This is a genomic window from Microbacterium sp. Leaf288, assembly GCF_001422925.1.
In the GTDB taxonomy this organism is placed as follows: domain Bacteria; phylum Actinomycetota; class Actinomycetes; order Actinomycetales; family Microbacteriaceae; genus Microbacterium.
In genome coordinates, this window is sequence record NZ_LMNI01000010.1 from 622,741 (window position 1) to 647,745 (window position 25,005).

Annotated in this window: 22 protein-coding genes and 2 tRNA genes; 8 read left to right on the top strand and 16 right to left on the bottom strand. The window is 69.9% G+C overall.

What is annotated here, in order from left to right; all coding sequences use genetic code 11:
* Nucleotides 1-25 precede the first annotated feature (25 nt).
* The 6 genes from clpX to ASF40_RS06995 all read right to left on the bottom strand — a co-directional run bounded on the left by clpX (nucleotide 26) and on the right by ASF40_RS06995 (nucleotide 5,073).
* The gene (clpX, locus tag ASF40_RS06970; RefSeq protein ID WP_056367456.1) at nucleotides 26-1,294 is read right to left on the bottom strand and encodes an ATP-dependent Clp protease ATP-binding subunit ClpX; all 1,269 of its coding nucleotides are present in this window, start codon (nucleotides 1,292-1,294) and stop codon (nucleotides 26-28) included.
* 195 nt (nucleotides 1,295-1,489) lie between these two features.
* A complete protein-coding gene (locus ASF40_RS06975) occupies nucleotides 1,490-2,167 on the bottom strand; it encodes an ATP-dependent Clp protease proteolytic subunit (protein WP_056367457.1) in 678 nt (225 codons plus the stop codon).
* Nucleotides 2,168-2,199: 32 nt separating this feature from the next.
* A complete protein-coding gene (locus ASF40_RS06980) occupies nucleotides 2,200-2,793 on the bottom strand; it encodes an ATP-dependent Clp protease proteolytic subunit (RefSeq protein WP_045302773.1) in 594 nt (197 codons plus the stop codon).
* A gap of 157 nt (nucleotides 2,794-2,950) precedes the next feature.
* Nucleotides 2,951-4,465, bottom strand: a complete 1,515-nt coding sequence (tig, locus tag ASF40_RS06985; RefSeq protein WP_056367458.1) for a trigger factor — start codon at nucleotides 4,463-4,465, stop codon at nucleotides 2,951-2,953.
* Nucleotides 4,466-4,546: 81 nt separating this feature from the next.
* A tRNA-Pro gene (locus ASF40_RS06990) sits at nucleotides 4,547-4,620 on the bottom strand.
* 75 nt (nucleotides 4,621-4,695) lie between these two features.
* Complete coding sequence (locus ASF40_RS06995) at nucleotides 4,696-5,073, bottom strand: nuclear transport factor 2 family protein (protein ID WP_056368297.1); 378 nt, start codon at nucleotides 5,071-5,073, stop codon at nucleotides 4,696-4,698.
* 99 nt (nucleotides 5,074-5,172) lie between these two features.
* Here ASF40_RS06995 and ASF40_RS07000 point away from each other — a divergent pair.
* Nucleotides 5,173-5,246: transfer RNA gene (locus ASF40_RS07000), tRNA-Gly, on the top strand.
* 148 nt (nucleotides 5,247-5,394) lie between these two features.
* Nucleotides 5,395-6,300, top strand: coding sequence for an alpha/beta fold hydrolase (locus ASF40_RS07005; protein WP_056367459.1), 906 nt, complete (start codon nucleotides 5,395-5,397; stop codon nucleotides 6,298-6,300).
* 14 nt (nucleotides 6,301-6,314) lie between these two features.
* Here the strand turns inward: ASF40_RS07005 and ASF40_RS07010 are convergent, their stop codons facing one another.
* Together ASF40_RS07010 and ASF40_RS07015 are read right to left on the bottom strand one after the other, a co-directional pair.
* A complete protein-coding gene (locus tag ASF40_RS07010) occupies nucleotides 6,315-6,854 on the bottom strand; it encodes a gamma carbonic anhydrase family protein (RefSeq protein WP_056367460.1) in 540 nt (179 codons plus the stop codon).
* Nucleotides 6,851-8,998, bottom strand: coding sequence for an acyltransferase family protein (locus ASF40_RS07015; protein ID WP_056367461.1), 2,148 nt, complete (start codon nucleotides 8,996-8,998; stop codon nucleotides 6,851-6,853). Before ASF40_RS07015 ends, ASF40_RS07010 begins: the two co-directional genes overlap by 4 nt.
* Before the next feature lie 144 nt (nucleotides 8,999-9,142).
* Here ASF40_RS07015 and ASF40_RS07020 point away from each other — a divergent pair, with 144 nt between their 5' ends.
* Nucleotides 9,143-9,625, top strand: coding sequence for a Dps family protein (locus tag ASF40_RS07020; protein WP_056367462.1), 483 nt, complete (start codon nucleotides 9,143-9,145; stop codon nucleotides 9,623-9,625).
* Between the two features lie 51 nt (nucleotides 9,626-9,676).
* Here the strand turns inward: ASF40_RS07020 and ASF40_RS07025 are convergent, their stop codons facing one another.
* The 8 genes from ASF40_RS07025 to ASF40_RS07060 all read right to left on the bottom strand — a co-directional run bounded on the left by ASF40_RS07025 (nucleotide 9,677) and on the right by ASF40_RS07060 (nucleotide 18,428).
* Nucleotides 9,677-10,369, bottom strand: a complete 693-nt coding sequence (locus ASF40_RS07025) for a response regulator transcription factor (RefSeq protein ID WP_056367463.1) — start codon at nucleotides 10,367-10,369, stop codon at nucleotides 9,677-9,679.
* Nucleotides 10,366-11,757 (bottom strand): sensor histidine kinase, encoded by a 1,392-nt coding sequence (locus ASF40_RS07030; protein WP_056367464.1) that lies wholly within the window; start codon nucleotides 11,755-11,757, stop codon nucleotides 10,366-10,368. The genes ASF40_RS07025 and ASF40_RS07030 overlap by 4 nt, the downstream gene beginning before the upstream one ends.
* The gene (locus ASF40_RS07035; RefSeq protein ID WP_056367465.1) at nucleotides 11,738-13,303 is read right to left on the bottom strand and encodes a multicopper oxidase family protein; all 1,566 of its coding nucleotides are present in this window, start codon (nucleotides 13,301-13,303) and stop codon (nucleotides 11,738-11,740) included. The genes ASF40_RS07030 and ASF40_RS07035 overlap by 20 nt, the downstream gene beginning before the upstream one ends.
* An 88-nt stretch (nucleotides 13,304-13,391) precedes the next feature.
* Nucleotides 13,392-14,897, bottom strand: a complete 1,506-nt coding sequence (locus tag ASF40_RS07040) for an amidohydrolase (protein WP_056367466.1) — start codon at nucleotides 14,895-14,897, stop codon at nucleotides 13,392-13,394.
* On the bottom strand, nucleotides 14,894-15,535 hold the full coding sequence (locus ASF40_RS07045) for an FMN-binding negative transcriptional regulator (protein WP_056367467.1): 642 nt from the start codon (nucleotides 15,533-15,535) through the stop codon (nucleotides 14,894-14,896). The genes ASF40_RS07040 and ASF40_RS07045 overlap by 4 nt, the downstream gene beginning before the upstream one ends.
* Before the next feature lie 41 nt (nucleotides 15,536-15,576).
* Nucleotides 15,577-16,575, bottom strand: coding sequence for an Fpg/Nei family DNA glycosylase (locus tag ASF40_RS07050; protein ID WP_056367468.1), 999 nt, complete (start codon nucleotides 16,573-16,575; stop codon nucleotides 15,577-15,579).
* Between the two features lie 3 nt (nucleotides 16,576-16,578).
* Nucleotides 16,579-17,124 (bottom strand): ribose-5-phosphate isomerase, encoded by a 546-nt coding sequence (locus ASF40_RS07055; RefSeq protein ID WP_056367469.1) that lies wholly within the window; start codon nucleotides 17,122-17,124, stop codon nucleotides 16,579-16,581.
* 83 nt (nucleotides 17,125-17,207) lie between these two features.
* On the bottom strand, nucleotides 17,208-18,428 hold the full coding sequence (locus ASF40_RS07060; RefSeq protein WP_056367470.1) for a ferrochelatase: 1,221 nt from the start codon (nucleotides 18,426-18,428) through the stop codon (nucleotides 17,208-17,210).
* 163 nt (nucleotides 18,429-18,591) lie between these two features.
* On the opposite strand from ASF40_RS07060, the gene pepN reads away from it, so the two are divergent.
* The 5 genes from pepN (at nucleotide 18,592) to ASF40_RS07085 (ending at nucleotide 25,002) form a co-directional block, all read left to right on the top strand.
* Nucleotides 18,592-21,138: an aminopeptidase N gene (gene pepN, locus ASF40_RS07065; RefSeq protein WP_056368299.1), complete on the top strand. Its 2,547-nt coding sequence runs from the start codon at nucleotides 18,592-18,594 to the stop codon at nucleotides 21,136-21,138.
* A gap of 136 nt (nucleotides 21,139-21,274) precedes the next feature.
* Entirely contained in the window at nucleotides 21,275-22,186 is a 912-nt protein-coding gene (locus ASF40_RS07070) for an ABC transporter ATP-binding protein (protein WP_056368301.1), read from the top strand.
* Nucleotides 22,183-22,992: an ABC transporter permease subunit gene (locus ASF40_RS07075; protein ID WP_056367471.1), complete on the top strand. Its 810-nt coding sequence runs from the start codon at nucleotides 22,183-22,185 to the stop codon at nucleotides 22,990-22,992. Before ASF40_RS07070 ends, ASF40_RS07075 begins: the two co-directional genes overlap by 4 nt.
* Before the next feature lie 10 nt (nucleotides 22,993-23,002).
* Nucleotides 23,003-24,304 carry a sensor histidine kinase gene (locus ASF40_RS07080; RefSeq protein WP_056367472.1) on the top strand — a complete coding sequence of 434 codons (1,302 nt, stop codon included), beginning with the start codon at nucleotides 23,003-23,005 and terminating at the stop codon, nucleotides 24,302-24,304.
* Nucleotides 24,301-25,002, top strand: coding sequence for a response regulator transcription factor (locus ASF40_RS07085; RefSeq protein ID WP_056367473.1), 702 nt, complete (start codon nucleotides 24,301-24,303; stop codon nucleotides 25,000-25,002). The genes ASF40_RS07080 and ASF40_RS07085 overlap by 4 nt, the downstream gene beginning before the upstream one ends.
* The last annotated feature ends 3 nt before the right edge of the window (nucleotides 25,003-25,005 follow it).

The window sequence follows — 25,005 nt, forward strand, 5'->3', positions numbered from 1 at the left end:
GGACTCCCGCGGTCGTGGAATCCGGTCAGGCGCTCTTGCGCTTCTCCCGCAGCACAAGAGTCGGCGGAGCGCCCTCGTCGACGGAGGCACGGGTCACGATGACCTTGTCGACGTCGTCGGTCGACGGGATCTCGAACATGATCGGGCCGAGGACGTCCTCGAGGATCGCACGCAGGCCGCGCGCACCGGTCTTGCGCGCCACCGCGAGGTCGGCGATCGCCTCGAGTGCCTCGCGATCGAACTCGAGGGTCACCCCGTCGAGTTCGAACATGCGGTGGTACTGCTTCACGAGCGCGTTCTTCGGCTCGGTGAGGATCTCCATGAGCGCGTCGCGGTCCAGCGGCGAGACCGAGGCGATGACGGGGAGCCGCCCGATGAACTCGGGGATCAAGCCGAACTTGTGCAGGTCTTCCGGCTGCACGTCGCCGAACAGGTTCAGGTCTTCGTCCTTGCGGTGCAGCGAGGCGCCGAAGCCGACGCCGTGTTTCCCGACGCGAGAGGAGATGATGTCTTCCAGCCCGGCGAACGCGCCGGCCACGATGAACAGCACGTTCGTCGTGTCGATCTGGATGAACTCCTGGTGCGGGTGCTTGCGGCCGCCCTGGGGCGGGACCGAGGCGACGGTGCCCTCGAGGATCTTCAGGAGCGCCTGCTGCACGCCCTCTCCCGACACGTCCCGCGTGATCGAGGGGTTCTCCGCCTTGCGGGCGATCTTGTCGACCTCGTCGATATAGATGATGCCGGTCTCGGCGCGCTTCGTGTCGAAGTCTGCGGCCTGCAGCAGCTTGAGGAGGATGTTCTCGACGTCCTCGCCGACGTAGCCGGCCTCCGTCAGCGCGGTGGCGTCGGCGACGGCGAACGGCACGTTGAGGCGCTTTGCGAGCGTCTGTGCGAGGTAGGTCTTGCCGCAGCCCGTCGGGCCGAGCAGGAGGATGTTGCTCTTCGCGAGCTCGATCTCGTCGGCGCGCTGCTCTGCGGACTGGATCGTTCCGTGGGCGCGGACGCGCTTGTAGTGGTTGTACACGGCGACCGACAGCGCACGCTTCGCGTCGGTCTGGCCGACGACGTACTCCTCGAGGAAGGCGAAGATCTCGCGAGGCTTCGGCAGGTCGAAATCGGCGACGACGCCGGACGACGACTCGGCCATGCGCTCTTCGATGATCTCGTTGCACAGCTCGACGCATTCGTCGCAGATGTAGACGCCGGGGCCGGCGATCAGCTGCTGGACCTGCTTCTGGCTCTTGCCGCAGAAGGAGCACTTGAACAAGTCGGCGCTCTCACCGATGCGTGCCATGCCGCTCCTCCTCGTACGTCGGGGGCGAGCCCCCAGCTGTTCTCCGAGCCTAATAGCTGACGCCGACATGCGGCGGCATTGCGACGCACGTTGTGGACGACCCGCGGTTCGCGGAGAGAGAACCCCTGCCGCACACGCGAGTGCCCCGCCGCCCGGTCATCCAGGCGGCGGGGCACTGAGCTCCGCGTGGAGCGACTACTTCGTCAGGGCCTGCTGGCCGCGCTTGCGCGTGGTCAGCACCTGATCGACGAGACCGTAGGTGACCGCCTCCTCCGCGGAGAGGATCTTGTCGCGATCGATGTCCTTGTTGACCTCGGCCTGCGTCTTGTTCGAGTGCTTCGCGAGCGTCTCCTCGAGCCAGGTCCGCATGCGCAGGATCTCGGCCGCCTGGATCTCGATGTCCGACGCCTGACCGTGGCCGGCCTCGCCGACGGCGGGCTGGTGGATGAGGATGCGGGCGTTCGGCAGCGCCAGGCGCTTGCCGGGTGCGCCGGCCGCGAGCAGCACGGCCGCAGCGGACGCCGCCTGGCCCAGCACGACCGTCTGGATCTGCGGCGACACGTACTGCATCGTGTCGTAGATCGCGGTCATCGCCGTGAACGAGCCACCGGGCGAGTTGATGTACATGATGATGTCGCGGTCGGGGTCCTGGGACTCGAGCACGAGCAGCTGGGCCATGACGTCATCTGCCGAGGCATCGTCGACCTGGACGCCCAGGAAGATGACGCGGTCCTCGAACAGCTTGTTGTACGGGTCCTGGCGCTTGTAGCCGTAGGCGGTGCGCTCCTCGAACTGCGGCAGGATGTAGCGGCTGCCGGGCATCTGGAGGCCCTGGGGCGCCATCGGCGCTCCGCCGAAGGTGGGGGTCAGCATTGCGAGTTCTCTCTCTTTCGCCTTCGGGTCGTTCAGTTCGAGGAGCCGGCGGTGCCGCCGCCGCCGATGACGTCGCTCGCAGATTCGCGGATGTGGTCGACGAAGCCGTACTCCAGGGCTTCCTCGGCGCCGAACCAGCGGTCGCGGTCACCGTCGGCGTTGATCTGCTCGACCGACTTGCCGGTCTGCTTGGCGGTGATCTCGGCGAGGCGCTTCTTCATGTCGAGGATGAGCTGCGCCTGCGTCTGGATGTCGCTCGCGGTGCCGCCGAAGCCGCCGTGCGGCTGGTGGAGCAGGACGCGGGCGTTCGGCGTGATGTAGCGCTTGCCCTTCGTTCCCGCCGTGAGCAGGAGCTGGCCCATCGAGGCGGCCATGCCGATGCCGACCGTTACGATGTCGTTGGGCACGAACTGCATCGTGTCGTAGATCGCCATGCCCGCCGTGATCGAGCCACCGGGCGAGTTGATGTAGAGGTAGATGTCCTTCTCGGAGTCCTCTGCGGCGAGAAGCAGGATCTTCGCGCAGATCTCGTTGGCGTTGTCATCACGCACCTCCGACCCCAGCCAGATGATGCGGTCCTTCAACAGCCGGTCGAAGACGCTGGTCGCGACAAGTGGTTCGGCCATGTGTACTCCTGTTTCCTTGGGTCGCCATCGAATCTACCGGCGCCTCGCGAACGACCCGCCCGTGTTCGCCCTGGGCAGAGCGCGCAGAAGACAGAAGAGGACGGATGCGGCGGCATCCGTCCTCTTCTGTCAATCGGTCAGCCGACCGAAACGCGTCTCACTCGGCGTCGGCGGCCTTCTTGGCCGGGGCCTTCTTGGCGGCCGGCTTCTTGGCGGGAGCCTTCTCCGCGGCCTCGGCGTCCTCCGCGGCAGCCTTCTTCGCGGCGGGCTTGCGCGCGGGGGCCTTCTTGGCGGGCTTCTCGGCGGCCTCGGCCTCTTCGGCCTCAATCACGGCGTCGGCGTCGGCTGCGGCATCCGCAATCTCCTCCGCCTCCTCGACGACCTCTTCCTCGTCCTCGGTGGCGACGAAGCCGCTGAGGTCGACGGGCTTGCCGTTCGTGTCGACGACCTTGACCTTGCCGAGCGCGACGGCGAGAGCCTTGTTGCGGGCGACCTCGCCGACGATGGCGGGGAGCTGGTTGCCCTCCTGCAGCGCGTTCACGAAGTCCTGCGGTGCCATGCCGTACTGGGCGGCCGACTGCACGAGGTACTGCGTGAGCTCGTCCTGCGAGACCTGCACGTCGACCGTCTCGGCGATCTTGTCGAGCAGCATCTGCGTCTTGAACTGCTTCTCGCTCGCCTCGGCGACCTCGGCACGGTGGACGTCGTCCTCGAGACGGCCCTCGCCCTCGAGGTGGTTGTGCACCTCGTCCTCGATGAGCTGCGGCGGGACGGGGATCTCGACCTGCTCGAGCAGCGTCTCGATCAGCTTGTCGCGAGCGGCGGAGCCCTGCGTGAAGGCGCCCTGCTGGCCGACGCGCTCCTTGAGGCTGTCGCGCAGCTCGGCGATCGTGTCGAACTCGCTCGCGATCTGGGCGAAGTCGTCGTCGGCCTCGGGCAGCTCGCGCTCCTTGACGGCCTTGACGGTCACCGAGACCTCGGCCTCGTCGCCGGCGTGGTCGCCGCCGACGAGCTTCGAGCGGAAGGTGGTGTCCTCACCGGCGGTGAGCGAGTCGATGGCCTCGTCGATGCCCTCGAGCAGCTCGCCCGAGCCGACCTCGTAGGAGACACCCTCGGCGCGGTCGATCTCGTTGCCGTCGATCGCGGCGACGAGGTCCAGCTCGACGAAGTCGCCGGTGGCGGCGGGACGGTCGACGGTCACGAGCGTGCCGAAGCGGGCGCGCAGGCGGTCGAGCTCCTCGTCGATCGCGGCCTCGTCGACCTCGATCGCGTCGACCTCGACGGTCGTGCCCTCGAAGGACGGCAGGTCGAACTCGGGACGCACGTCGACCTCGACGGTGACCTCGAGGTCGCCCGAGAAGTCCTTCTCGTTCGGCCACGTGGTGACGTCGGCGGACGGACGGCCGAGCACGCGCAGCTCGTGGGCTGCGGCGGCCTCGCGGTAGAAGGTGTCGAGACCCTCGCTGACCGCGTGCTCGAGCACCGCGACACGACCGATGCGCTGATCGATGATCGGCGCGGGCACCTTGCCCTTGCGGAAGCCGGGGATCTGCACGTCCTGCGCGATGTGCTCGTACGCGTGCTTGATCGACGGCTTGAGCTCGTCGGGGCTGACCGTGATGTGCAGCTTGACCCGGGTGGGGCTGAGCTTCTCGACGGTGCTGTTCACCATGCCTGTACTTCTCCTCTTTCCGGCCGCACGCGGCAGCGTGCGGTTGAAGGTCTGGGTTCGAAAATTCCGAGGGCCGTGATGTCGGGGCGACAGGATTTGAACCTGCGGCCTCCCGCTCCCAAAGCGGGCGCTCTACCAAGCTGAGCTACGCCCCGGGCGGGTTCGCACGCGTGCGTGCGCCTTTCGGCCCCGAGAAGTCTAGCCGACGCGCCCGCGACGTTCCTGCGCGCCTACATCTGCTCGACCCAACCCGCGCGCCAGTCGGGGGCCGGGAACGGCTTCGTCCAATACGCGGTCTCTTTCGAGATGAGTCCGTCGCGCAGCTCGAAGACGAACACCGTCTGGTAGGGATCGCCGTCACCGTAGTCCAGATCAGCCTCCAGCACCCACAGGTCCCCGGCACCGGTGAGGCGGCGCGGCGAGATCGCAGGAAGCTGCGGAAATGCGCCGTAGATGGCGCGCCGGTTGTCTGCGCCCACGATGCGCTCGCCCGACTGCGGCCACTCGATGACGGCATCGTCGTGGAACACATCGTCCATGCCCGCGACATCGCCCGCATTGAGTGTGGCGACGAGCGCCTCGACGACCTGTCTCCCCGTGCGTTCCATGACCGGCCCCTTCGCTCGGCCGCGCGTCTGGACAGCGGGTCGGAACGGGAAGGCCGTCGCGATGTAATACGATTGACCGGTGCCCGTCCGCGGGCGCACGGGGATGTAGCTCAATGGTAGAGCCTCAGTCTTCCAAACTGATGGTGCGGGTTCGATTCCCGTCATCCCCTCCAGAAGCCCTTCCGCGGTCGGCCCCAGGCCGTCGACGGACGGGCTTTTCCCATCTGCGCCGCACGAATCCCCTGCGCGCCCTACTGTTCCCGGGTCGCCCTCTCGCGGCACACTGGGTGTGGAACTGTTCCATGCCCTCCAGGAGCCGCGATGAGCAGCCGTAAGCCGATTCCCGAGCCGGGTGAGCGCAAGCTCCCGCGGCGCCCTGCGTCGCAACTCGCCGAGAGGTGGACCCGCATCGACGGCGTCGACGTCTTCTACCGGGAGTCGCCGAATCCGACCAAGGACGAGCGCGTCATGGCGCACGTGCACGGCTTCGGACTCTCCGGCCGCTACCTGCTGCCGACGGCCGAGCGGCTCGCCGACGAGTTCCACACCTATGTCCCCGACCTTCCCGGATTCGGCCGCAGCGGCAAGCGCAAGGACATGCTCGACATCCCCGATCTCGCGCGTGCCGCGGTCGACTTCTTCGACGACCGCGGCGTCGAAAAGGCGACGCTCGTCGGCAACTCGATGGGCTGCCCCGTCATCATCGAGTTCGCGCACCGCTACCCCGAGCGCATCGACCGCGCGGTGCTGGTCTCGCCGGCGGGCGGACTGTTCAACCAGCCGCTGCGTCGGGCGATCAAGCAGCTCTCGCAGGATGCTCCGCGCGAGCCGGTGAAGATGGCGCGGGTCGCCGTGCCCGACTACGTGCGCTTCGGCGTGCCGAGCACGATGAAGATGTTCCGCTCGCTCACGCAGTACCCGTCACTGCAGCGGCTGCTCGAGATGCGCATCCCCACGCTGGTCGTGCTGGGCCAGCGCGATCCGCTCCTTCCGCACGCGCACCGCGTCGACGAGATCGCCAGTCAGACCGACAGCCATGTGCTCGTCGTGATGCTCGAGGGCGCCGCCCACGCGATCAACTTCAGCCATCCGGGGCAGCTGGCCCACGTGATCCGTCACTTCATGGACGACCTGCCGATCGAGAACGATCCGGCCTGGCCCGGCCACGTGCGCCTGTACGAGGTGCACCGAGGCAAGCACCACCCGCCCGCGCAGCCGCGCGGCTGACACCTCGCGCCGCCTCAGCCGAGGGGCGTCGCGTCGCGGTGCTCGTCGATGTGCGCGAGGTAATGCTCGGCGTTGCGGAGAAGCCCTGCCCGCTCCTGCGCGGTGAGCTCCCGGCGCACCTTCGCGGGCACACCCGCGACCAGGGATCCGTCGGGGATCTCGGAGCCCTCGAGCACGACCGCCCCACCGGCCACGAGGCATCCCGATCCGATCTTCGCGCCGTTGAGCACCACCGCGCCCATGCCGATGAGCGAGCCGTCGCCGATCGTGCAGCCGTGGACGACGGCGTTGTGGCCGACGGAGACGTTCTCGCCGATCACGACGGGCCTGCCGGCGTCCACGTGGACCGAGACGTTGTCTTGGAGGTTGCTGTTCGCCCCCACGGTGATGGTGTCGCCGTCGGCGCGGAGCACCGCGTTGTACCAGACGCTCGCACCGGGGCCGAGGGTCACGCCCCCGACGACACGTGCACCGGTGGCGACGAACGACGTGGGGTCGAGCGAGGGCGTCCTGCCCGCTGCGACGAGGACCGATGCTCCGGGTGCGACCGTCATGGTCCGACCCTAATCGCCAGCGCCTTCTCGATGGCGTCGGTGTACCAGGGCGCCAGCGTGTCGGCGAACGTGACCGTCAGGTGGTCCTGGTCGCGGTAGATGTTCGCCCCGCCGACGACCGGCGCGCAGGTGTCGGCGCTGCAGAACACGTCGGTGAAGTCGAGCAGTGTGACGGAGTCGAGACCGGATGCTGCGCCCCGGAGCGGATCGTCCTCCACCAGCACGTCGGATCGCGGACCATCGCATTCAGACATGTCGCGCGTGCGCAGGCACTTGTTCGGGTCGGTCTCCCACACCGGGTTGTCGACGACGGTGATGACCGGGATGCCGCGGTCGGTGACCGTGCTCCACGCGTCGCGGTAGCCGGCGACGGCCGCGTCGTAGGAGGAGTCGTAGCCGGCCGCCGAGTACGGGGTGGTCGCGATCGCCGCGGTGAACACGGCGTCGAGGTCGGCGTCGTCGATCGCGTTCTGCACGCGGTCGCGCCACTCGGCGCAGGCCGCGCCGAACGCCCCCGGCGTAGCCAGCGGTGTGGCGTTCCAGGGACAGGCCCCCTTGAACCACGTCACGAGCTGCCAGCCGTTCTCGTCCGCCATGCGCTGGAACGTCGACAGCAGCTGGTAGGCGTGACTGTCGCCGATGAGCGCGACGCGCGGGGCGTCGGGGTCGTCCGAGCCGAAGGTGCACGAGACGGGTCGCGAATCGGTGAGCTGCACGAAGCAGTCCGGATTCTCGGGCCGGTCGATGCCCGCGAAGCCGGGAGCGGGAAGGATCGTGTCGCCGAAGTCCGCGTCCGCGCAGGAGGAGTCGAGGACCGACGCTGCGCCGAAGCAGTCGGGCGGATTCTGCTGCAGCTCCGCGATGTCGCGGGTGCCCTGGCTGTACAGGGGCGCGTTGACGAACCACGCGGAGGCGGCCACCAGCGCGACCACGATCATCGCGGCGAGCGACGACCACAGGGTCACGCGAGCGGGGCGAGAGGTGAGCACCTTCCAGCCGCGGGCGGGATCCTCGACGAATCGCTTCGTGAGCCATGCGAGAACGAAGCACAGCACCAGCAGTGCGACGCGATGGTAGATCGTGAGACCCCAGAACGGCACGGAGGGTGCGATGACGATCAGCGGCCAGTGCCAGAGGTAGAGCGAATACGAGATGTCTCCGACGAACTGAGCGGGACGGATCGCGAGGATGCGGGTGGGGTACCACCAGCGCTCGGTGTTCGAGGCCGCGATGACCGCGGCCGCGCCGAGAGTCGGCAGCGCCGCCATGTAGCCGGGGAACGGCGTCTGCCCGTCGAACGTGAAGGCGACGTAGACAAGGAGCAGGATGCCGCCCCAGCCGAGCACGAAGCTCCCGATTGCGCCCCGGACCCTGAGCATCGGGACGAGCGCGATCAGGGCGCCCACGCCGAACTGCCACATGCGGCCGAACGTGACGAAGTACGCGGGCGCGGGGTTCGTGATCGTGAAGACGACGCAGAACACGAACGAGACGGCGGTCACGATGCCGAGCGTCGTGATGATGACGCGGCGACGGGCGCCGCGGAAGAACTTCACGCCGATCCACGCGGCCAGCAGCATGATGAGCGGCCACATCACGTAGAACTGCTCTTCGAGCGACAGCGACCAGTAGTGCTGCACCGTGGTGGGCGAACCCGAGTGGTTGAGATAGTCGGCGGAGTTGAGCGCCAGGTACCAGTTCTCGACGTAGAACGTCGACGCGAGGATCTCGCGCACTTCGTTCGGCAACGCCGACGTGGGCATGAGATACGGCGACATCACCACTACTGCGCAGAACAGCAGGACGAGGAGGGAAGCCGGGAGCAGGCGCCGTGCGCGTCGCGCCCAGAACTGGCCGAGCTTCACCGAGCCGGTGGCGGTCAGCTCGCGCATGAGATGCGCGGTGATGAGGAAGCCCGAGATCACGAAGAAGATGTCGACGCCGATGTAACCGCCCGTGAGCCGGCCCGGCCAGAAGTGGTACAGCACGACGCACAGCACGGCGATCGCACGCAGGCCCTGCACATGCGGGATGAAGCGCGAGGGCTCGGCGTGTTCGGGCGAGCGGGCGCGGGGCTCGCGGGTCACGGTCTTTGCGGGAACGCTCAGATGCTGCGGTCCGAGGTCGTGATCGGCGGAAGGCACGAATCGACGTTAGCCGCTGTCGCACCGTCGGCCCGCACCGACGGTGCGGATTCCCCGGTTTAGCCCAGCCTTCTCTTGCTTGCGGAATGACTCCCGCTGAGTAGCGTTGCAGTCACCAGAGGCCGAAAGATGGAGACGAGCGACATGACGAACACCCAGACCACCCCCGCAACCGCAGCGAACCCCGACGTCGCCGCCGCGACGGCGCAGTTCCTCACCCCCGTCGTCCTGGGCCTGCAGGCCCTGGCTGTCAACGGAAAGCAGGCGCACTGGAACGTGCGCGGCGCGAACTTCATCGCGATCCACGAACTGCTCGACTCTGTGGTCGCCCACGCTCAGGCCGGCGCCGACCAGGCCGCCGAGCGCATCGTGGCCCTCGGGCTTCCGATCGACGCCCGCGTCGGCACGGTCGCCCAGAAGACCTCGACCGCGGTCCCCGCAGGCTTCACGCAGTGGGATGCGCTCATCCGCAACGTGATCTCCGACATGGACACGGTCATCGCCGACACGCAGGCCGCGATCGACGGACTGGACGAGTTCGACCTCACGAGCCAGGACATCGCGATCGGCATCAAGGAGTCGCTCGAGAAGGACCGCTGGTTCCTCTTCGCGCACCTCGCCGAGTGATCGCCATCTGATGACGAAGGCCCCCGAGATCTCCCGGGGGCCTTCGTCGTGTCACGGATGCTGCAGGAAGGCGAGCACCGCGAGGACCCGGCGGTGCTCGGTGCCCGACTCCTCGAGCCCGAGCTTCGCGAAGATCGCGCTGATGTTCTTCTCCACCGCTCCCACGCCGATGAACAGCCGCCCCGCGATGCTCGCGTTGCTGCGTCCCTCGGCCATGAGTGTCAGAACATCGCGCTCGCGCGGCGTCAGCGTGGCGAGCGGATCGGGTCGCGCCGAGAGCAGCCCCTGTACGACGAGTGGATCGAGCACGGTCCCCCGCTCGCGGACGCGGCGGACGGCGTCGGTGAACTCGTCGAGGGACGTGACGCGGTCCTTCAGGAGGTAGCCGACGCCGCCCTCGCCGCCGGCGAGGAGCTCCTTCGCATACACCCCCTCGACGTACTGGCTGAGCACGAGGATGCCGACCGCCGGCAGCGCGGCGCGCACGGCCAGCGCCGCTCGGATCCCCTCATCACGGAAGCCGGGCGGGAGGCGGACGTCGAGAATTGCGACGTCCGCACGCGCTTCGCGCACGCGGGCCACCACGTCATCGGCGTCGCCCCAGGCGCCGGCCGTGACGTATCCCGCCTCGTCGAAGAGCCGGACGAGGCCCTCACGCAGGAGGACCGAATCCTCGAACAGGACGACGCGGAGCGGGGCGGAGCGGAGCGACGAGATCACTCCCTCAGGATAGGGATCGGTCATGGCAGGGCCGTGAGCGGGATGTGCGCGCCGACCGAGGTCGGCCCTCCGACCGGGCTGGTCACGACCAGCACGCCACGGAGTCCGGCGACGCGCTCGCGCAGGCCCTCGAGCCCGTGACCCGACGTGATGGCGGCGCCGCCGCGGCCGTTGTCGACGACCCAGACGTCGAGGTGCGTGGGTGTCCCCGCAGCCGTGCGTCGCAGCGACGCGCGCAGCGTGACCCCGGTGGCGCCGGAGTGCTTGACCGCGTTCGTGATCAGCTCCGCGACGATGAAGTAGACGGTACGGGCCACTTCCTGGCTGACGGCGCGGTCGACCGCGGGGTCGACCTCCACCTGGACCCACAGCGGCGAGCCCGTCGCGAGCGCGTCGAGCGCGGCGGCCAGGCCACGGTCCTGCAGGAGGGGCGGCGCGACGCCGCTCGACAGCGCACGCAGCTCGTCGAGTGCGGCCTTCGCGTGGCCCCGCGCGTCACGGGCGAGCTCGGCGGCAGCATCCGTGTCTCCCGACTCGGCGCGGCGCTCCAGCGCGGCGAGGTCCATCTGCAGCCGCACCAGGCGCTGCTGTGGACCGTCGTGGATGTCCCGTTCCAGGCGGCGCAGCGCCAGGTCTTCGGCATGGACGGCGGCACCGCGGGCGGCCGCCTCCGCACGGACCTCGGCGGCGAGCTCGTCCGAGTTCCACCGGCCGAGCATGCCCTTCGCGACCGCGTGGTGACCGCGGGCGAGGCCGCCGAGCACCCACGGCATCGTGAAGGTGAACACGATGCCCGCGACCAGGTACAGCGTGACCTCGACCGCCCAGCCGCTCCATCCGCCGAACAGCCCCGGCACGGCGTCCGCGACGAAGTGGCCCCAGTCGCCGCCGTCGCCTCGGGGCAGGAAGACACCCCAGAACCAGTACGTGAGTCCACCCAGCCCGACGCTCAGCCACACGGTCGTCAGCACGAACGAGATGGTGCTGATGATCGGGCTCACGATCATGCCGTGAACGAGGTACAGCCAGTAGTGGGCATTGCGGATGGGACGCGTGAGCGTCATCCAGAAGCCGGAGGTGTCGAGCTTGTCGCGGTTCCACTCCGGCTCGGCGATCTCGGCCAGACCCGTGAGCAGCAGCAGGAACCGGTCGGCCACGCCGAACCCGCGCGCGATGAGCAGGGTCAGCACGACGAGCGGCAGGCCGATCACGAGGATGAGCAGGCCCACACCCGTCCAGAAGAGCGCGGCGAGCACGCTCACCGAGATCATCGCGAGGACGAAGACGGCGAGAAGGTACAGCGCGCTGCCCGGTGTGCGCGCCCAGGCGCGTCCGTAGTGCGCCCAGAACCCGGGGGCGGGTTCAGTCGCGGCCGGCTGCAGCGGGGCCGGCTCAGTGGTCGTGACGGTCATCGGTGTCTCCCTCGGGACGCTTCAGGTCGGGCCGCTGGGCCGGTTCGACGACCAGGAACTGTCCCATCATGCCCTGGTCCTCGTGCCACAGCAGGTGGCAGTGATACATGTACGGAGTGGTCGGATCGGCGTAGTCCTCGAACCGCACGAGCAGGCGGTACTCGCGTTCGCCCTCGAGCGCGATCGTGTCCTTGAACCCTGCGAGTCGCGGCGGCGGCGGAGCGCCGTCGACGCTGAGGATCCGGAACTGCGTGTCGTGGACGTGGAACGAGTGCGGGAGCGGATTGCCGTTGCGCACGGTCCACACCTCGCTCGTGCCGACGGTCGCGACGACGTCGGCACGGCCGAGGTCCATCTCCCGGTCGTTGATGCTGTGCCCCGACATGACGAACGTGCGCTCGGTGGCGGCGTCCGCGTCGTCCGCGGCCGGCAGGCTCGCGAGCCGCGTCGGCACCTCCGGCGAGGGGGTCAGGGATGCCGCGGCCCGCAGCTCCATCACGTCGAACGCCGCCCAGCCCGCGTGCAGCGCCGGGTCGGGAGCCTGGGAGCGCAGCACGACCCGCTCCCCCGGGCTCATCGCCACCACGATCTCCGCGCGTTCGCCGGGCGACAGCGGGATGTCGGTCGCGCGCACCGGCTCCTCAAGCAGGCCGCCGTCGGTCGCGATGAGGTCGAACGGGCGACCGTCGGCGAACGCGAGGTCGTACATGCGCGCGCTCGAGCCGTTGAGCAGGCGCAGCCGCACCCGCTCGGTCCCGACCTCGAGATACGGCGCGACGGTGCCGTTGACGAGGATCGTGTCGCCGAGCACGCCGTCGAACTGCATGCCGAGACCGCCGGCGAACGAGCCGTCGCTGTGGAACGAGCGGTCCTGGACGATCACAGGGAAGTCGTCGACGCCGTACTCGCGCGGAAGCGGGAGCGCCGACTCCTCGTCGTCGCGGACCAGGAACATGCCGGCGAGCCCCGCGTCGACCTGCTCCCTCGTGCGCTCGTGCAGGTGCGGGTGGTACCAGAGCGTCGCGGCGGGCTGGTCGATCGTCCACTCCGGATGCCACGTGGCCCCGGGCGCGATCGGCGAGGACGGACCTCCGTCCATCGCCGCGGGCAGATGCATACCGTGCCAGTGCACCGTCGTGGGGTCGGACAGGCCGTTCGTCACATCGACGCGCACCGTCTCGCCACGCTGGGCGACGATGGTGGGTCCGAGGTAGGCGCCGTCGTAGCCGAGCGTGGGCGTTTCGCCCCCGGTGACGAACGACGAGCTCCCTTCCTGAGGGGTCAGCTCGAAGACCCGCACGCCGTGCTCGACGCGCGACGGGGCGAGCGGCGGCACGGCGAGCGGTGCACTGAAGTCGAGGGTGCCCGCGGGGGGAGGTGTCGCCCGCACGGCGTTCGTCGCGAACCAGATTCCCGCGGCCCCGACGAGCAGGACGATGACGGCGAGGGGGATGGTGACGAGTGCGATGACAAGCCGGCGTCGTCGCCTTCTCCGTGGCGGAGCCGGCGGTGCGGCGGCGCTCACGGCAGCCGGAGGGAGGGTCATGCCTCCAGCCTCGCGACGACGCCGGCGCGGCGGCATCCGACTCCCTCCCGAACCCGTACGGGGGAAGACCCCCGAACGGGCCGCGGGATTACACGCGGTGTGTCAGGCGCCCGCCCAGGAGCGTCGCAGATACGGGCATGCCTCGCAGGGCCATCTCATCGGCGCAGAGCGGGTCGCGTTCGACGATCGCGAGGTCGGCGACGTCGCCGGGACCGATGCGCGCCGGTTCCGCGGAGCCTCCGCGTGTCGATGCCGCCAGCGCCGTCGCCGCGTCGACGCGCTGCGCCGGCTGCCAGGCGTCGCGGCCGTCGCGCGTGCGGAACACCGCCGAGGCCATCGCCGCCCACGGATCGAGCGGCGACACGGGTGCATCGGAGCCGAACAGCATGTTCGCACCGGAATCGGCGAGTGCCCGCAGCGGATACGGCTGCGCCGTCTGGCCCGCCCAGACGGTGTCGGTCAGGTCGCGGTCATCGAGCGCGTGCTCGGGCTGCACGCTCGCTCCGATGCCGAGGCGGGCGAACCGCGGGATGTCGGCATGCGAGACGAGCTGCGCGTGCTCGATCGTGCCCCACGCCCCGGTCGCGGCGAAGGCGTCGAGCGCGTGCGAGTTCGCGACATCGCCGATCGCGTGAATGGCCGAGGCGATGCCCGCCGCTGTCGCACGCGTCATCAGGTCGACGAGCGTGGCGAGATCGACGGTGAGCAGGCCGTGGTTGTGCGGATCGCCGGGATACGCGTGCGAGCACGCGGCCGTGCGAGTGCCGAGCGATCCGTCGGTGATGACCTTGAGCGGGCCGACACGGACGAGATCGGATGCTGCGCCCCGGGCGACGTCTCCGGACTTGAGCCCGTCGGCGACCGCGCGATCGAGGAACTGAGGGTAGATCCCGAACGAGATGCGCAGCGCGTCGAACCCGGCGGCGAGGCGACGGACCCACGCGTCCTCGTTCCACGACATGTCGAGGTCGACGAGCCCCACCACACCGCGGGCGGCGGCATCCCGTGCCATGCGCGCGACGAGCGGGTCGGACACCGACGCGTCGACGGCGTTGAGCCTGCGGGAGATCTCGAACGCCGGCTCCTCGCGGAGGATGCCGTGGTCGTCTGGTTCGAAGCCCTCGCGGCGGAGCGCCGCCGAGTTGAGCCACACGCTGTGCACGTCGGCGTTGATGAGGTAGGTCGGGACCTCGCCCGTGGCGGCATCGAGCACATGGAGATCGGGGGTGTCGGCCCAGAACGCGTCGCGGAAACCGCTGCCGACGCGGCGCCCGTCGGGGAGCGGGTCCGCGGCTCCCATGAGACTCGCCGCCTGCGCGGCGGACGTCGCTCCCCCGAGCGGCACGCGCTGGGCCGAAAGGGCCCACTGCACGGTGTGGACGTGGTGGTCCCAGAGCCCGGGGACGACCCAGCCGCCCTCAGCGTCGAGCACGCTTCCGTTGCGCGCGAGCGCACCGGCGGGCGCGATGTCGACGACGAGGCCCTCGGCCAGGTGCACGTCGACCGGATCCGCACCGAAAGGATCTGTGCGGTCGGAGCCGGTGAGACGCGCGTTCGCGATGACGTCGACGGTCTCGCCGCGCGCCGCCGTCACCGAGCGGCCTTCCGGGTCTCGAAGTCGCGGCGCATCTCTGCGGCCAGGCGCGGGTCGGCGTACGGACTCGCGCCGGCCTCGAGCTCCATGATGACGGTCTCGACGGTCTCGTCGGGCTTGTTCTGGCTCAGCTTGCGCTTGCCGACGACCTTCGTCGGCGTGAGCCGGAAGCCCGCGGTGCCCCTCTCGAGCCGGCGCACGTACTCCGGATCGTTCGGCGGCTCCCACATCAGGCGCGGCTGCGGCAGGCCGCTCTCGAACCGCGCGACGAGGCGTTCGAGCACTTCGAGGTTCTCCTCCGGCGCGAGCAGCTCCGGGATGCCGCGGAGGTGCGCCGAGACGAAGTTCCAGGTCGGGACGCTCTGCACGTCGCCGTACCAGCCGGGCGAGATGTACCCGTGGGGTCCCTGCACGACCACGAGCAGCTCACGATCTCCCAGCCCGTGGATGAGGTCGTCAGGCTTGCCGACATGGCCGACGATCGTCAGGTCTTCGCGTTCGGCGTCGAGGAGCACGGCGTAGTGCGAGGCGACGAGCCCGTCCTCGGTCGACGAGACGATCGTGACCCACGGGTTCTGCTCGATGAGCCGGCGGATCTCACCGACATCCGACATCGCGAAGCTCGGGTTCTGACGCATGCGCCCAGCCTATTCGCGCAGGCTGCCACCGCGGATCGGCGTCACGCCTGGCAGCGCGGGCACCAGTAGAGCTTCCGCCCCGCGGCCTCCTCCACCACGATCGCCGTGCCGCACACCCGGCACGGCAGGCCGGCGCGGTGGTAGACCCAGTGGCGATCGTCGCGACTCGCCATCGCGGCACGGTAGGCCTCGGGGTCGAGGTCGTCCATCGTCATCATCTGGCCGGTCTCGACGCCGATGGCGAGCAGTCGCACCCAGTCCCGCCAGATGTCGCGCACGACCTCCTCGGGGACGTCGCGCCCCGGCGTGTGCGGGTTCTGCCGAGCCCGGAACAGCAGCTCGGCGCGGTACACGTTGCCGATGCCGCTGACGACGTTCTGGTCCATGAGCAGCAGGCCGATCGATGTCGGCTTGCGGCGCACGACCGAGGTGAAGCGCTCCTCCCCTTCCGCGACGTCGTCGACGAGCGGGTCGGGCCCGAGTTTGGCGATCGTCGCGGCGACCTCGTCGGGTGTCTGCAGCTCGCACGCGGTCGGGCCGCGCAGGTCGGCGCAGGTCACGTCCGTGAGAAGGCGCAGGCGCACCTGCCCGACCACGGGCGGCGGCCACTCGTCGCCCTCGTCGGCGAGCCCTGTGGTCTGCTCCGACATGCGCACGTGCACGCGGGTGCGCCGCGGGGCGCCGATCGAGGTCAGCGAGTTCTCGCCGGCGCTGTCGAGGATCGGGTCGTCGAGATCCGTGCCGCGCTGGTTCGTCTGTCCCATGCGGCCATTGGCCGAGGCGATCGTCGGATCGACCAGGATCTCACCCGCGAAGTCCCACGCCCCGTACATGCCCAGGTGCACGCGCAGCCAGAGGTCATCGTCGAACTCGAGGAACATCTGCTTGCCGACGGCCCGCACCGAGGTCGCGGCGCGCCCGCTCAGGATCTCCGCGCCCTCGACGAATCGGCCCTGGGGGCTCGAGGCCAGGGCGGCGCGCCCGACGAAGTTGCGGTCGAACTGGCGGGCGATGCGATGGACGGAATGCCCCTCGGGCACGGCTCAGCCGGCTTCGGGGTCGAATGAGCTGTCGTCGGCGGCGAGGACGTCCGGCTGCCCGGCAGTGGCACGCGGGTCGGGCTCGAGGGCGCCGTCCTCCTCGTAGGCCGCGAGCTGGGCGATGCGGCGCGCGTGGCGCTCCTCGCCCGAGAACGGCGTCGCGATGAAGCGGTCGATGAAGGTCGCCGCCTCCTCGAAGGTGTGCTGGCGCGCCCCGATCGCGATGACGTTGGCGTCGTTGTGCTCGCGGGCGAGCTCTGCCGTGGCGATGCTCCACGCGAGGGCGGCGCGGACGCCCACGACCTTGTTCGCGGCGATCTGCTCGCCGTTGCCGGAGCCGCCGAAGACGACGCCGAGCGCCTCGATGCCCGCTGTCTGGTCGCGCACGACGGCCTTGGCGGCACGGATGCAGAACGCGGGATAGTCGTCGAGCGGGTCGTACTCGATCGGGCCGTGGTCGACGACCTCGTGACCGGCGGCCGCGAGGTGGTGCTGCAGCTGCGTCGAGAACTCGAGGCCGGCGTGGTCGGTCGCGATATGGATGCGCATGGGCTCAATCCTAGAGAGGGCGGGAAGCGGACGACGAAGGATGCTGCGCCGCGGCGAGCGGTCCGTTCAGGCGGTTCGCTCGCTCAGGGCGCGATGCCCGCGGCTGCCGGCTTGAAGCCCGCGCGCACGTTCTCGCAGCAGGCGGGACGACAGACGTCGAACCAGGGTCCGAGGTCGGTCGCGTGGGGCCGTTCCCCCGCAGGCATGCCGTTCAGACGCTCTTCGACGAGGTCGATCAGCCCCGACACGAACACGGGGTCGACGCCGGGCGTCGGCGTGCGCACCGCGCGGATGCCGGCCTCGGCCGCGGCATCCATCGCCTCGGTGTCGAGGTCCCACAGCACCTCCATGTGGTCGCTCATGAAGCCGAGCGGCACGATCGCTACCGCCTGCACACCCGCCGCGGGCAGCTCGGCGATCACGTCGTTCACGTCGGGCTCGAGCCACGGCTGGCTCGGCGGGCCGGAGCGCGACTGGTAGACGAGATCCCACGCGACGCGGTCGGCGCCGGGGACCTCCGCGGCCACGGTCGCCATGACGACCTCGGCGACCGCGAGATGCTGTGCGGCGTAGGCGCCGCCCTCACCCAGGTCGCGGTGCAGCTCGTCGCCCTCGCGCGGGCCGGAGCGCTCGGCATCCGCCGTCGGGATGCTGTGGGTCGAGAACAGCACCCGCACGGCCTCGGGGGCGATGCCGTCGGACAGGAATCCTGCCACGGCGTCGCGCACACCGTCGATGAACGGCTGCACGAACCCGGGGTGGTCGAAGAACTGGCGGACCTTGTCGATCGTGACGCGCTCGCCCAGGTCCGTCTCCGTCAGCACGCGCGCGAAGTCCTCGCGGTACTGCCGGCAGCTCGAGAACGACGAATAGGCGCTGGTGGCGAGCGCCAGGAGCTTCGTGTGGCCGGCGTTCGCGGCATCCGTCACGGCCTCGCCCAGGTAGGGCGCCCAGTTGCGGTTTCCCCAGTAGACGGGGAGGTCCAGTCCGCGCCGAGCGAGCTCGGTCTCGAGGGCGGCCTTGAGCGCGCGATTCTGCGCGTTGATCGGGCTCACGCCGCCGAAGTGACGGTAGTGGTGCGCGACCTCTTCGAGGCGCTCATCGGGGATGCCGCGGCCGCGCGTGACGTTGCGGAGGAAGGGGATGACATCGTCCTGACCCTCGGGGCCGCCGAAGCCGGCGAGGAGGAGGCCGTCGTAGGCGACGGGCTGCTCGACGAAGGGCGAGCCGGGCGCGGCGGCGGGAGAGGCGAAGGGGACGACGTGCTGCTCGGGAGAAGTCACCCCTCCATCCTGACACCGCATCCGGGTGCTTTCAGCCACGGGATCGGGCGTTCGCGGGCCCGCTGACATAGGCTGGGACGGTTGTCATCGGTGCCAGCAGCGCTGGTGGCGGCCGCCGGATCGAGCGCTCGCGCGACGAGCCGATCGACCACCTCCGTCATCCTCACCCATGGGAGCCACAGCAGTGCCTGGAGAGAACCTCACCCGCATCGAGGCGCAGGAGCGCCGCGCGATCGTCGACACGCAGTCGTACGAAGTCGCGCTCGACCTGACGAAGGGCGCCGAGGTCTTCGGATCCCGCTCCGTCGTCCGCTTCACCGCGACGCCCGGTGCCGCGACGTTCATCGACCTGATCGCGCGCGAGGTGCGCGAGATCACCCTCAACGGCCGCTCGATCGACCCCGCCACGGCGTTCGCCGATTCACGCATCGCGCTCGACGACCTGGCCGCCGACAACGAGCTGGTCATCGACGCGGACTGCCTGTACACGAACACCGGCGAGGGCCTGCACCGTTTCGTCGACCCGGTCGACGGCGAGGTGTACCTCTACTCGCAGTTCGAGGTGCCCGACTCCCGCCGTGTGTTCGCGGTGTTCGAGCAGCCCGACCTGAAGGCCACGTTCGCGTTCACGGTCACGGCCCCCGAGCCGTGGAAGGTCGTCTCCAACTCCCCCACCCCCGAGCCGAAGAAGCACGGTGACGGCACGGCGACCTGGCGCTTCGAGCCGACGCCGCGCATCTCGTCGTACATCACCGCGCTCATCGCAGGCCCGTACGAGGCGACGTTCTCCGAGCTGACCAGTTCGTCGGGCCGGGTCATCCCGCTCGGCGTGTACGGCCGCAAGAGCCTCTGGCAGTTCCTGGACGCGGATTACATCTTCGACAAGACGCGTCAGGGCTTCGCGTACTTCGAGGAGAAGTTCGACTACGCCTACCCGTTCGCGAAGTACGACCAGCTGTTCGTGCCCGAGTTCAACGCCGGGGCGATGGAGAACGCCGGCGCCGTCACCTTCACCGAGACGTATGTCTTCCGCTCGAAGGTGACGGATGCCGTCAAGGAGCGTCGCGTCGTCACCATCCTGCACGAGCTCGCCCACATGTGGTTCGGCGACCTCGTCACCATGAAGTGGTGGAACGACCTGTGGCTGAACGAGTCGTTCGCCGAGTGGGCGTCGACGATCGCCACCGCCGAGGCGACCGAGTGGACCGAGGCGTGGACCACGTTCAACGCGATGGAGAAGACCTGGGCCTACCGCCAGGACCAGCTCCCCTCCACGCACCCGGTGGTCGCGCAGATCAACGACCTCGAAGACGTGCAGGTCAACTTCGACGGCATCACGTACGCCAAGGGCGGCTCGGTGCTCAAGCAGCTGGCCGCGTGGGTGGGCATCGAGGCGTTCTTCGCCGGTGTCGCCGCCTACTTCAAGAAGCACGAGTGGTCGAACACCGAGGTGGGCGACCTGCTCGCCGAGCTCGAGGCCACCAGCGGTCGTGAACTGTCGACGTGGTCGAAGAAGTGGCTCGAGACGGCGGGCGTGAACACGCTGTCGCCCGAGATCGTGACGGACGTCGACGGCACCATCACGCGCTTCGCGATCGTGCAGACCGCGCCCGCGGACTACCCGACGATCCGCCCGCACCGCCTCGGGGTCGGCTTCTACGAGCTCCGGAGCGAGGCTCTGGTGCGCGTTCACCACGTCGAGCTCGACGTGGACGGCGATCTCACCGAGGTGCCCGAGCTCAAGGGGCACAAGCGCCCGGCGCTCGTGCTCCTGAACGACGAGGACCTCGCCTACGCGAAGATCCGCCTCGACGACCAGTCGCTTCAGACCGCGATCGACCACCTCGGCAAGATCAGCGACCCGCTCGCCCGCTCGCTGGTGTGGGGTGCCGCGTGGGACCAGACCCGCGATGCCGAGGCATCCGCTTCCGACTACGTCGACCTGGTGCTGCGCAACATCGGCGCCGAGACCGAGTCGACCACCGTCCGCACCACGCTCGCGCAGCTGCAGCTCGCCGCGAACTCGTACGTCGCGCCCGAGAAGCGCGACGTCACGCGTGCCAAGGTCGCCGACGCTCTGTGGGCGCTGGCCGGCTCGGCCGAGGCCGGCGGCGACAGCCAGCTGCAGTTCGTGACCGCGTTCGCGTCCGCCGCAGCCACCCCCGGCCAGTGGGAGAAGGTCCGTCAGCTGCGCGACGGCGAGGCGACGTTCGACGGCCTCGACATCGACACCGACCTCTCCTGGCAGCTGCTCGTGTCCCTCGCCGCCGGCGGGGTCGTGACGGCCGCCGACATCGACGAGGCCCTCGCCGCCGACAACACCGCCAAGGGCGGCGAGTTCGCCGCGCAGGCCAAGGCGGCGCTCCCGTCGGCGGAGGCGAAGGCCGCCGCGTGGTCGTCGCTCGTCGACAGCGACGACCAGCCCAACACGATCGTGCGGGCCGCAGCTCTCGGCTTCGTGCACCCCGCAGGACGCGGACTGCTCGCCGACTTCGTCGCGCGCTACTTCGCGTCGCTGCTGCCCATCTGGAACTCGCGCACCTACCAGATCGCGCAGTACCTCATCGTGGGTCTGTATCCCGCACCGCTCGCCGACGTCCCACTTCGCGACGCCACGCGCGCGTGGCTCGAGGCGAACGGCGACGCCGCTCCGGCCCTGCGCCGCCTCGTCGCCGAGAACCTCGCCGGCGTCGAGCGCGCGCTGTCGGTGCAGGACCGCGACTCCCAGTAGGCAACGACGACGGATGCCTCGACCCCGCGTGGGTCGAGGCATCCGGCGTCTTCGGCACCCTGGTACCACGTCGTCCGCGATTGTTCATCCCGAAGACTGACGCGCACGGGCACAGCTGACTCATAGCGTTGTGGGCATGATCGTTGCAGAACAGCTCACGAAGCGCTTCGGAGACAAGACCGCGGTGTCCAACGTGTCGTTCACCGTGCAGCCGGGGAAGGTCACCGGGTTCCTCGGTCCGAACGGCGCCGGCAAGTCGACCACCATGCGGATGATCGTCGGCCTCGACCGGCCCACATCCGGCACTGTGACCGTCTCCGGCCAGAATTACGCGCACCTGCGCTCACCGCTGACCGAGGTCGGCGTCCTGCTCGACGCGAAGGCCGTGCACACGGGTCGCTCGGCCCGCAACCACCTGCGCGCCATGGCCGCGACCCACGGCATCGGCCGCTCGCGCGTCGACGAGGTGATCGAGCTCACCGGCATCTCGTCGGTCGCCGGAAAGCGGGCGGGCAAGTTCTCGCTCGGCATGGGCCAGCGGCTGGGCATCGCGGCGGCGCTGCTCGGCGATCCGCGCACGCTCATCCTCGACGAGCCCGTGAACGGCCTCGATCCCGAGGGCGTGCGGTGGGTGCGCCAGTTCGTGCGGCACCTCGCCGCCGAGGGGCGCACCGTCCTGCTCTCCAGCCACCTCATGAGCGAGATGGCGCAGACCGCCGACCACGTCATCGTGCTCGGCCGCGGGCAGGTGCTCGCCGATGCCGAGCTGTCCGAGCTCGTGCAGGCGTGGACCACCAGCATCGTCATCGTGCGGTCGCCGCGCCTGTCGGAGCTCGTCGCCGCCCTCGCGGGCCCCGACGTCACCGTGACGGCGTCGTCGCCCGGTGTCGCAGAGATCTCAGGCGTCACCGCCGCGTCGATCGGCGACCTCGCCGCTTCGCTCGGCATTCCCGTCCACGAACTCACCTCCCGCACCGGATCACTGGAAGACGCCTATCTCGCCCTCACCGGCGACGCCGTCGAGTACACCTCCAAGGAGATCGCATGACCGCCCTCGCCCCCGCCACGCGTGCCGACGCCGGAGCGCGCGCCGCATCGCCGTACCGACTGACGTTCGCGAATCTGCTGCGCAGCGAGTGGATCAAGATCACGACGCTCCGCTCGACGTGGTGGTCGCTCGCGATCACCGCTGTGCTCTCCATCGGCATCTCGATGATGATCGCGTCGGCGTCCGCCCAGTTCGGCGGCGGATTCCCCGCGGTCAGCGCGATCCTCTCGCCGACGCAGTTCACCATGCTCGTCGCCGGCATCCTCGGGGCGATCGTCATCACCGGCGAGTACTCGACAGGGATGATCCGCTCGACACTCACCGCCGAGCCGCGCCGCGGCGCCGTCGTCGTGGCGAAGGCGGTCGTCATCGGCGTGCTCATCGCGCTGACGACCGTGGTGACCTACGCCCTCGCGATCGCGGCGACCGCCCCGTTCCTCGCTGAGGGGATCGACTGGTCGGAGCCAGCGCAGTCGATCGTGCCGCTCGCGCTGGGCGTGCTCTCGATGGTGGTCTTCACCCTCATCGGCCTCGGGTTCGGGTTCATCCTGCGCAACGGCGCCGGAGCCATCGCGGTGACCGTCGGCGTCCTGTTCGTCCTGCCCATCGTGTTCAGCCTGTTCTCGATGTTCGGTGAGAGCTGGAGCTGGATCGCCGACCTCGCCGAGTACCTCCCGATGAATGCCGCGTCGGCGGTGACCGCACCGGGCGCGGAGGACCTCACCGTACCGCTGGTCACGTTGGCCGCCTGGGGCCTCGTGCCGCTGGTGGGCGGCTGGGCGGTGCTGCGCGGACGCGACGCGTAGAGTCGACCGAATGCCGCGATCCGCCAGCCAGGCCGTCGTCGGTGCCGCTCCCGGCGCCGACGACGGCCTGCTGCTGCCGCGACCCCCGGGGGTCTTCCGGCGCTTCTGGGCGCGGCATCCGCGAGCCGCCGATGTGATCGTCGCGGTCCTCGCGTTCCTCCTGTCCGCACCCACTGCCGCGTTCCGCTCCGAATACCCGATCCCCCCGACGGTGCCGCAGACGGTGTACGCGATCGTCGTGGTCGTCGGCGCCTGCGTCGCCCTGGTGTTCCGCCGCTCGCGGCCGCTCCTCGTCTTCGCCGCGGCGGCGCTGCCCCTGGTGATCCTGCCGCCGAGCCTGGTCCCGGCATCCCATCTCCTTCCGGCCTTCGCGATCTACGCGGTCGCGGTCTATCGGTCGGTGCGGTCGTGCTGGATCGCCTTCGCCACGGCGACCGGCCTGATGGCGGTCTACACGGTCGTCGCCGGCCTCGCGGATCCCACAACGTGGGGCTACCTCGTCACTTCGCTGGTGTCGGGCGCCATCGCCATGCTCATCGGGGCGTTGATCGGGGTCAACGTCGGCAACCGGCGACGCTATCTCGAGGCGCTCATCGACCGATCCCGCCAGCTGCTCGTAGAGCGCGATCAGCAGGCGCGCCTGGGTGCCGCCGCCGAGCGCACGCGGATCGCCCGCGAGATGCACGACATCGTCTCGCACAACCTGACCGTCATCGTCGCCCTCGCCGAGGGGGCGACCGCGACTGCGGACCCGGCCCGCGCGCGGGCGGTCACCGAGCAGATCGCCGACACGGCACGCGGCGCCCTGACCGAGATGCGTGCGATGCTCGGCGTGCTGCGCGATCCCGAACTGTCCCCGGACGCGCCCCTCGCGCCGGTCGACGCGGCGTCGGTCGCGGATGCGGTCGAGTCGGCGCAGCGCGCCGGGTTCCCGGTCGTGCTGCACGTGGAGGGTCGCCTCGACGATGTCCCCGCGGAGGTGCGGTTCGCAGTGGCGCGCATCGTGCAGGAATCCCTCACCAACGCGATGCGGCACGCTCCCCTCGCCACCACGATCGACGCGCGGATCGCCGTGCGGGCGGACGCCGTCGACCTCGACATCGTGAACGACGGCGTGCGGCCGCGCACCGAAGCCGCAGATTCGCCCGGGGGCGCGGGGTTCGGCCTCCCGGGGCTCCGCGAGCGCGCGGCGCACGTGGGCGGCACCCTGCAGGCCGGACCCGTCGACGGCAGACGGTGGGCCGTGCGCGCTTCCCTGCCGCTGTCGGCCCAGGCAGGCGCGAAGACCGACCTGGAGGAGAACGCACCATGACGACACCCATCCGCGTCCTCCTGGTCGACGACCAGGAGCTCATCCGACTCGGCTTCCGTCTGGTGCTCGAGGCCGAACCGGACGTCGAGGTGGTCGGTGAGGCGGCCGACGGCGACGAGGCGCTGCGTGCGGTGGCCGCCCATGCACCGGATGTGGTGCTGATGGACATTCGGATGCCGCGCACCGACGGCATCGCGGCGACCCGGTCCATCGTCGCCGCACACCCGTCGACGCGCGTTCTCGTGCTCACCACGTTCGACCTCGACGAGTACGCCGTGGGAGCGCTCGATGCCGGCGCCAGCGGATTCCTCCTCAAGGATGCGCACCGCTCCGAGCTCACCGCGGCGATCCGCGCCGTGCATCGGGGCGACGCCGTGCTGGCGCCGTCGGTCACACGGCGGCTCATCGACCGGCTCCACGCGGCGCCGCCCGTCACGGAACCCCCGAGCCCGGCGGGCGACCCGACGGCCGAGCTCACCCAGCGCGAACGGGAGGTGTTCCTCGCGATCGCGCGCGGGATGAACAACGCCGAGATCGCGGCCCATCTGTTCCTCAGCGAATCGACGGTGAAGACGCATGTCGGCCGCGTGCTGGCCAAGATCGGGGCGCGCGACCGGGTTCACGCAGTGATCCTCGCCCACCGTCATCGCCTGGTCGACGAGTCCGCGCCGCCCGACGGTGAGCGGTCCACAACCTGAGCG

Coding starts and splice junctions, on each gene's coding strand:
- ASF40_RS07020 (WP_056367462.1), top strand. CDS start 9,143: ATGACGAACACCCAGACCACCCCCGCAACCGCAGCGAACCCCGACGTC.
- ASF40_RS07075 (WP_056367471.1), top strand. CDS start 22,183: ATGACCGCCCTCGCCCCCGCCACGCGTGCCGACGCCGGAGCGCGCGCC.
- ASF40_RS06975 (WP_056367457.1), bottom strand. CDS start 2,167: ATGCTGACCCCCACCTTCGGCGGAGCGCCGATGGCGCCCCAGGGCCTC.
- ASF40_RS07025 (WP_056367463.1), bottom strand. CDS start 10,369: ATGACCGATCCCTATCCTGAGGGAGTGATCTCGTCGCTCCGCTCCGCC.
- ASF40_RS07055 (WP_056367469.1), bottom strand. CDS start 17,124: ATGCGCATCCATATCGCGACCGACCACGCCGGCCTCGAGTTCTCGACG.
- ASF40_RS06980 (WP_045302773.1), bottom strand. CDS start 2,793: ATGGCCGAACCACTTGTCGCGACCAGCGTCTTCGACCGGCTGTTGAAG.
- ASF40_RS07085 (WP_056367473.1), top strand. CDS start 24,301: ATGACGACACCCATCCGCGTCCTCCTGGTCGACGACCAGGAGCTCATC.
- ASF40_RS07010 (WP_056367460.1), bottom strand. CDS start 6,854: ATGACGGTCGCACCCGGAGCATCGGTCCTCGTCGCAGCGGGCAGGACG.
- ASF40_RS07030 (WP_056367464.1), bottom strand. CDS start 11,757: ATGACCGTCACGACCACTGAGCCGGCCCCGCTGCAGCCGGCCGCGACT.
- tig (WP_056367458.1), bottom strand. CDS start 4,465: ATGGTGAACAGCACCGTCGAGAAGCTCAGCCCCACCCGGGTCAAGCTG.
- ASF40_RS06995 (WP_056368297.1), bottom strand. CDS start 5,073: ATGGAACGCACGGGGAGACAGGTCGTCGAGGCGCTCGTCGCCACACTC.
- ASF40_RS07080 (WP_056367472.1), top strand. CDS start 23,003: ATGCCGCGATCCGCCAGCCAGGCCGTCGTCGGTGCCGCTCCCGGCGCC.
- clpX (WP_056367456.1), bottom strand. CDS start 1,294: ATGGCACGCATCGGTGAGAGCGCCGACTTGTTCAAGTGCTCCTTCTGC.
- ASF40_RS07070 (WP_056368301.1), top strand. CDS start 21,275: ATGATCGTTGCAGAACAGCTCACGAAGCGCTTCGGAGACAAGACCGCG.
- ASF40_RS07035 (WP_056367465.1), bottom strand. CDS start 13,303: ATGACCCTCCCTCCGGCTGCCGTGAGCGCCGCCGCACCGCCGGCTCCG.
- ASF40_RS07045 (WP_056367467.1), bottom strand. CDS start 15,535: ATGCGTCAGAACCCGAGCTTCGCGATGTCGGATGTCGGTGAGATCCGC.
- ASF40_RS07005 (WP_056367459.1), top strand. CDS start 5,395: ATGAGCAGCCGTAAGCCGATTCCCGAGCCGGGTGAGCGCAAGCTCCCG.
- ASF40_RS07060 (WP_056367470.1), bottom strand. CDS start 18,428: ATGCGGTGTCAGGATGGAGGGGTGACTTCTCCCGAGCAGCACGTCGTC.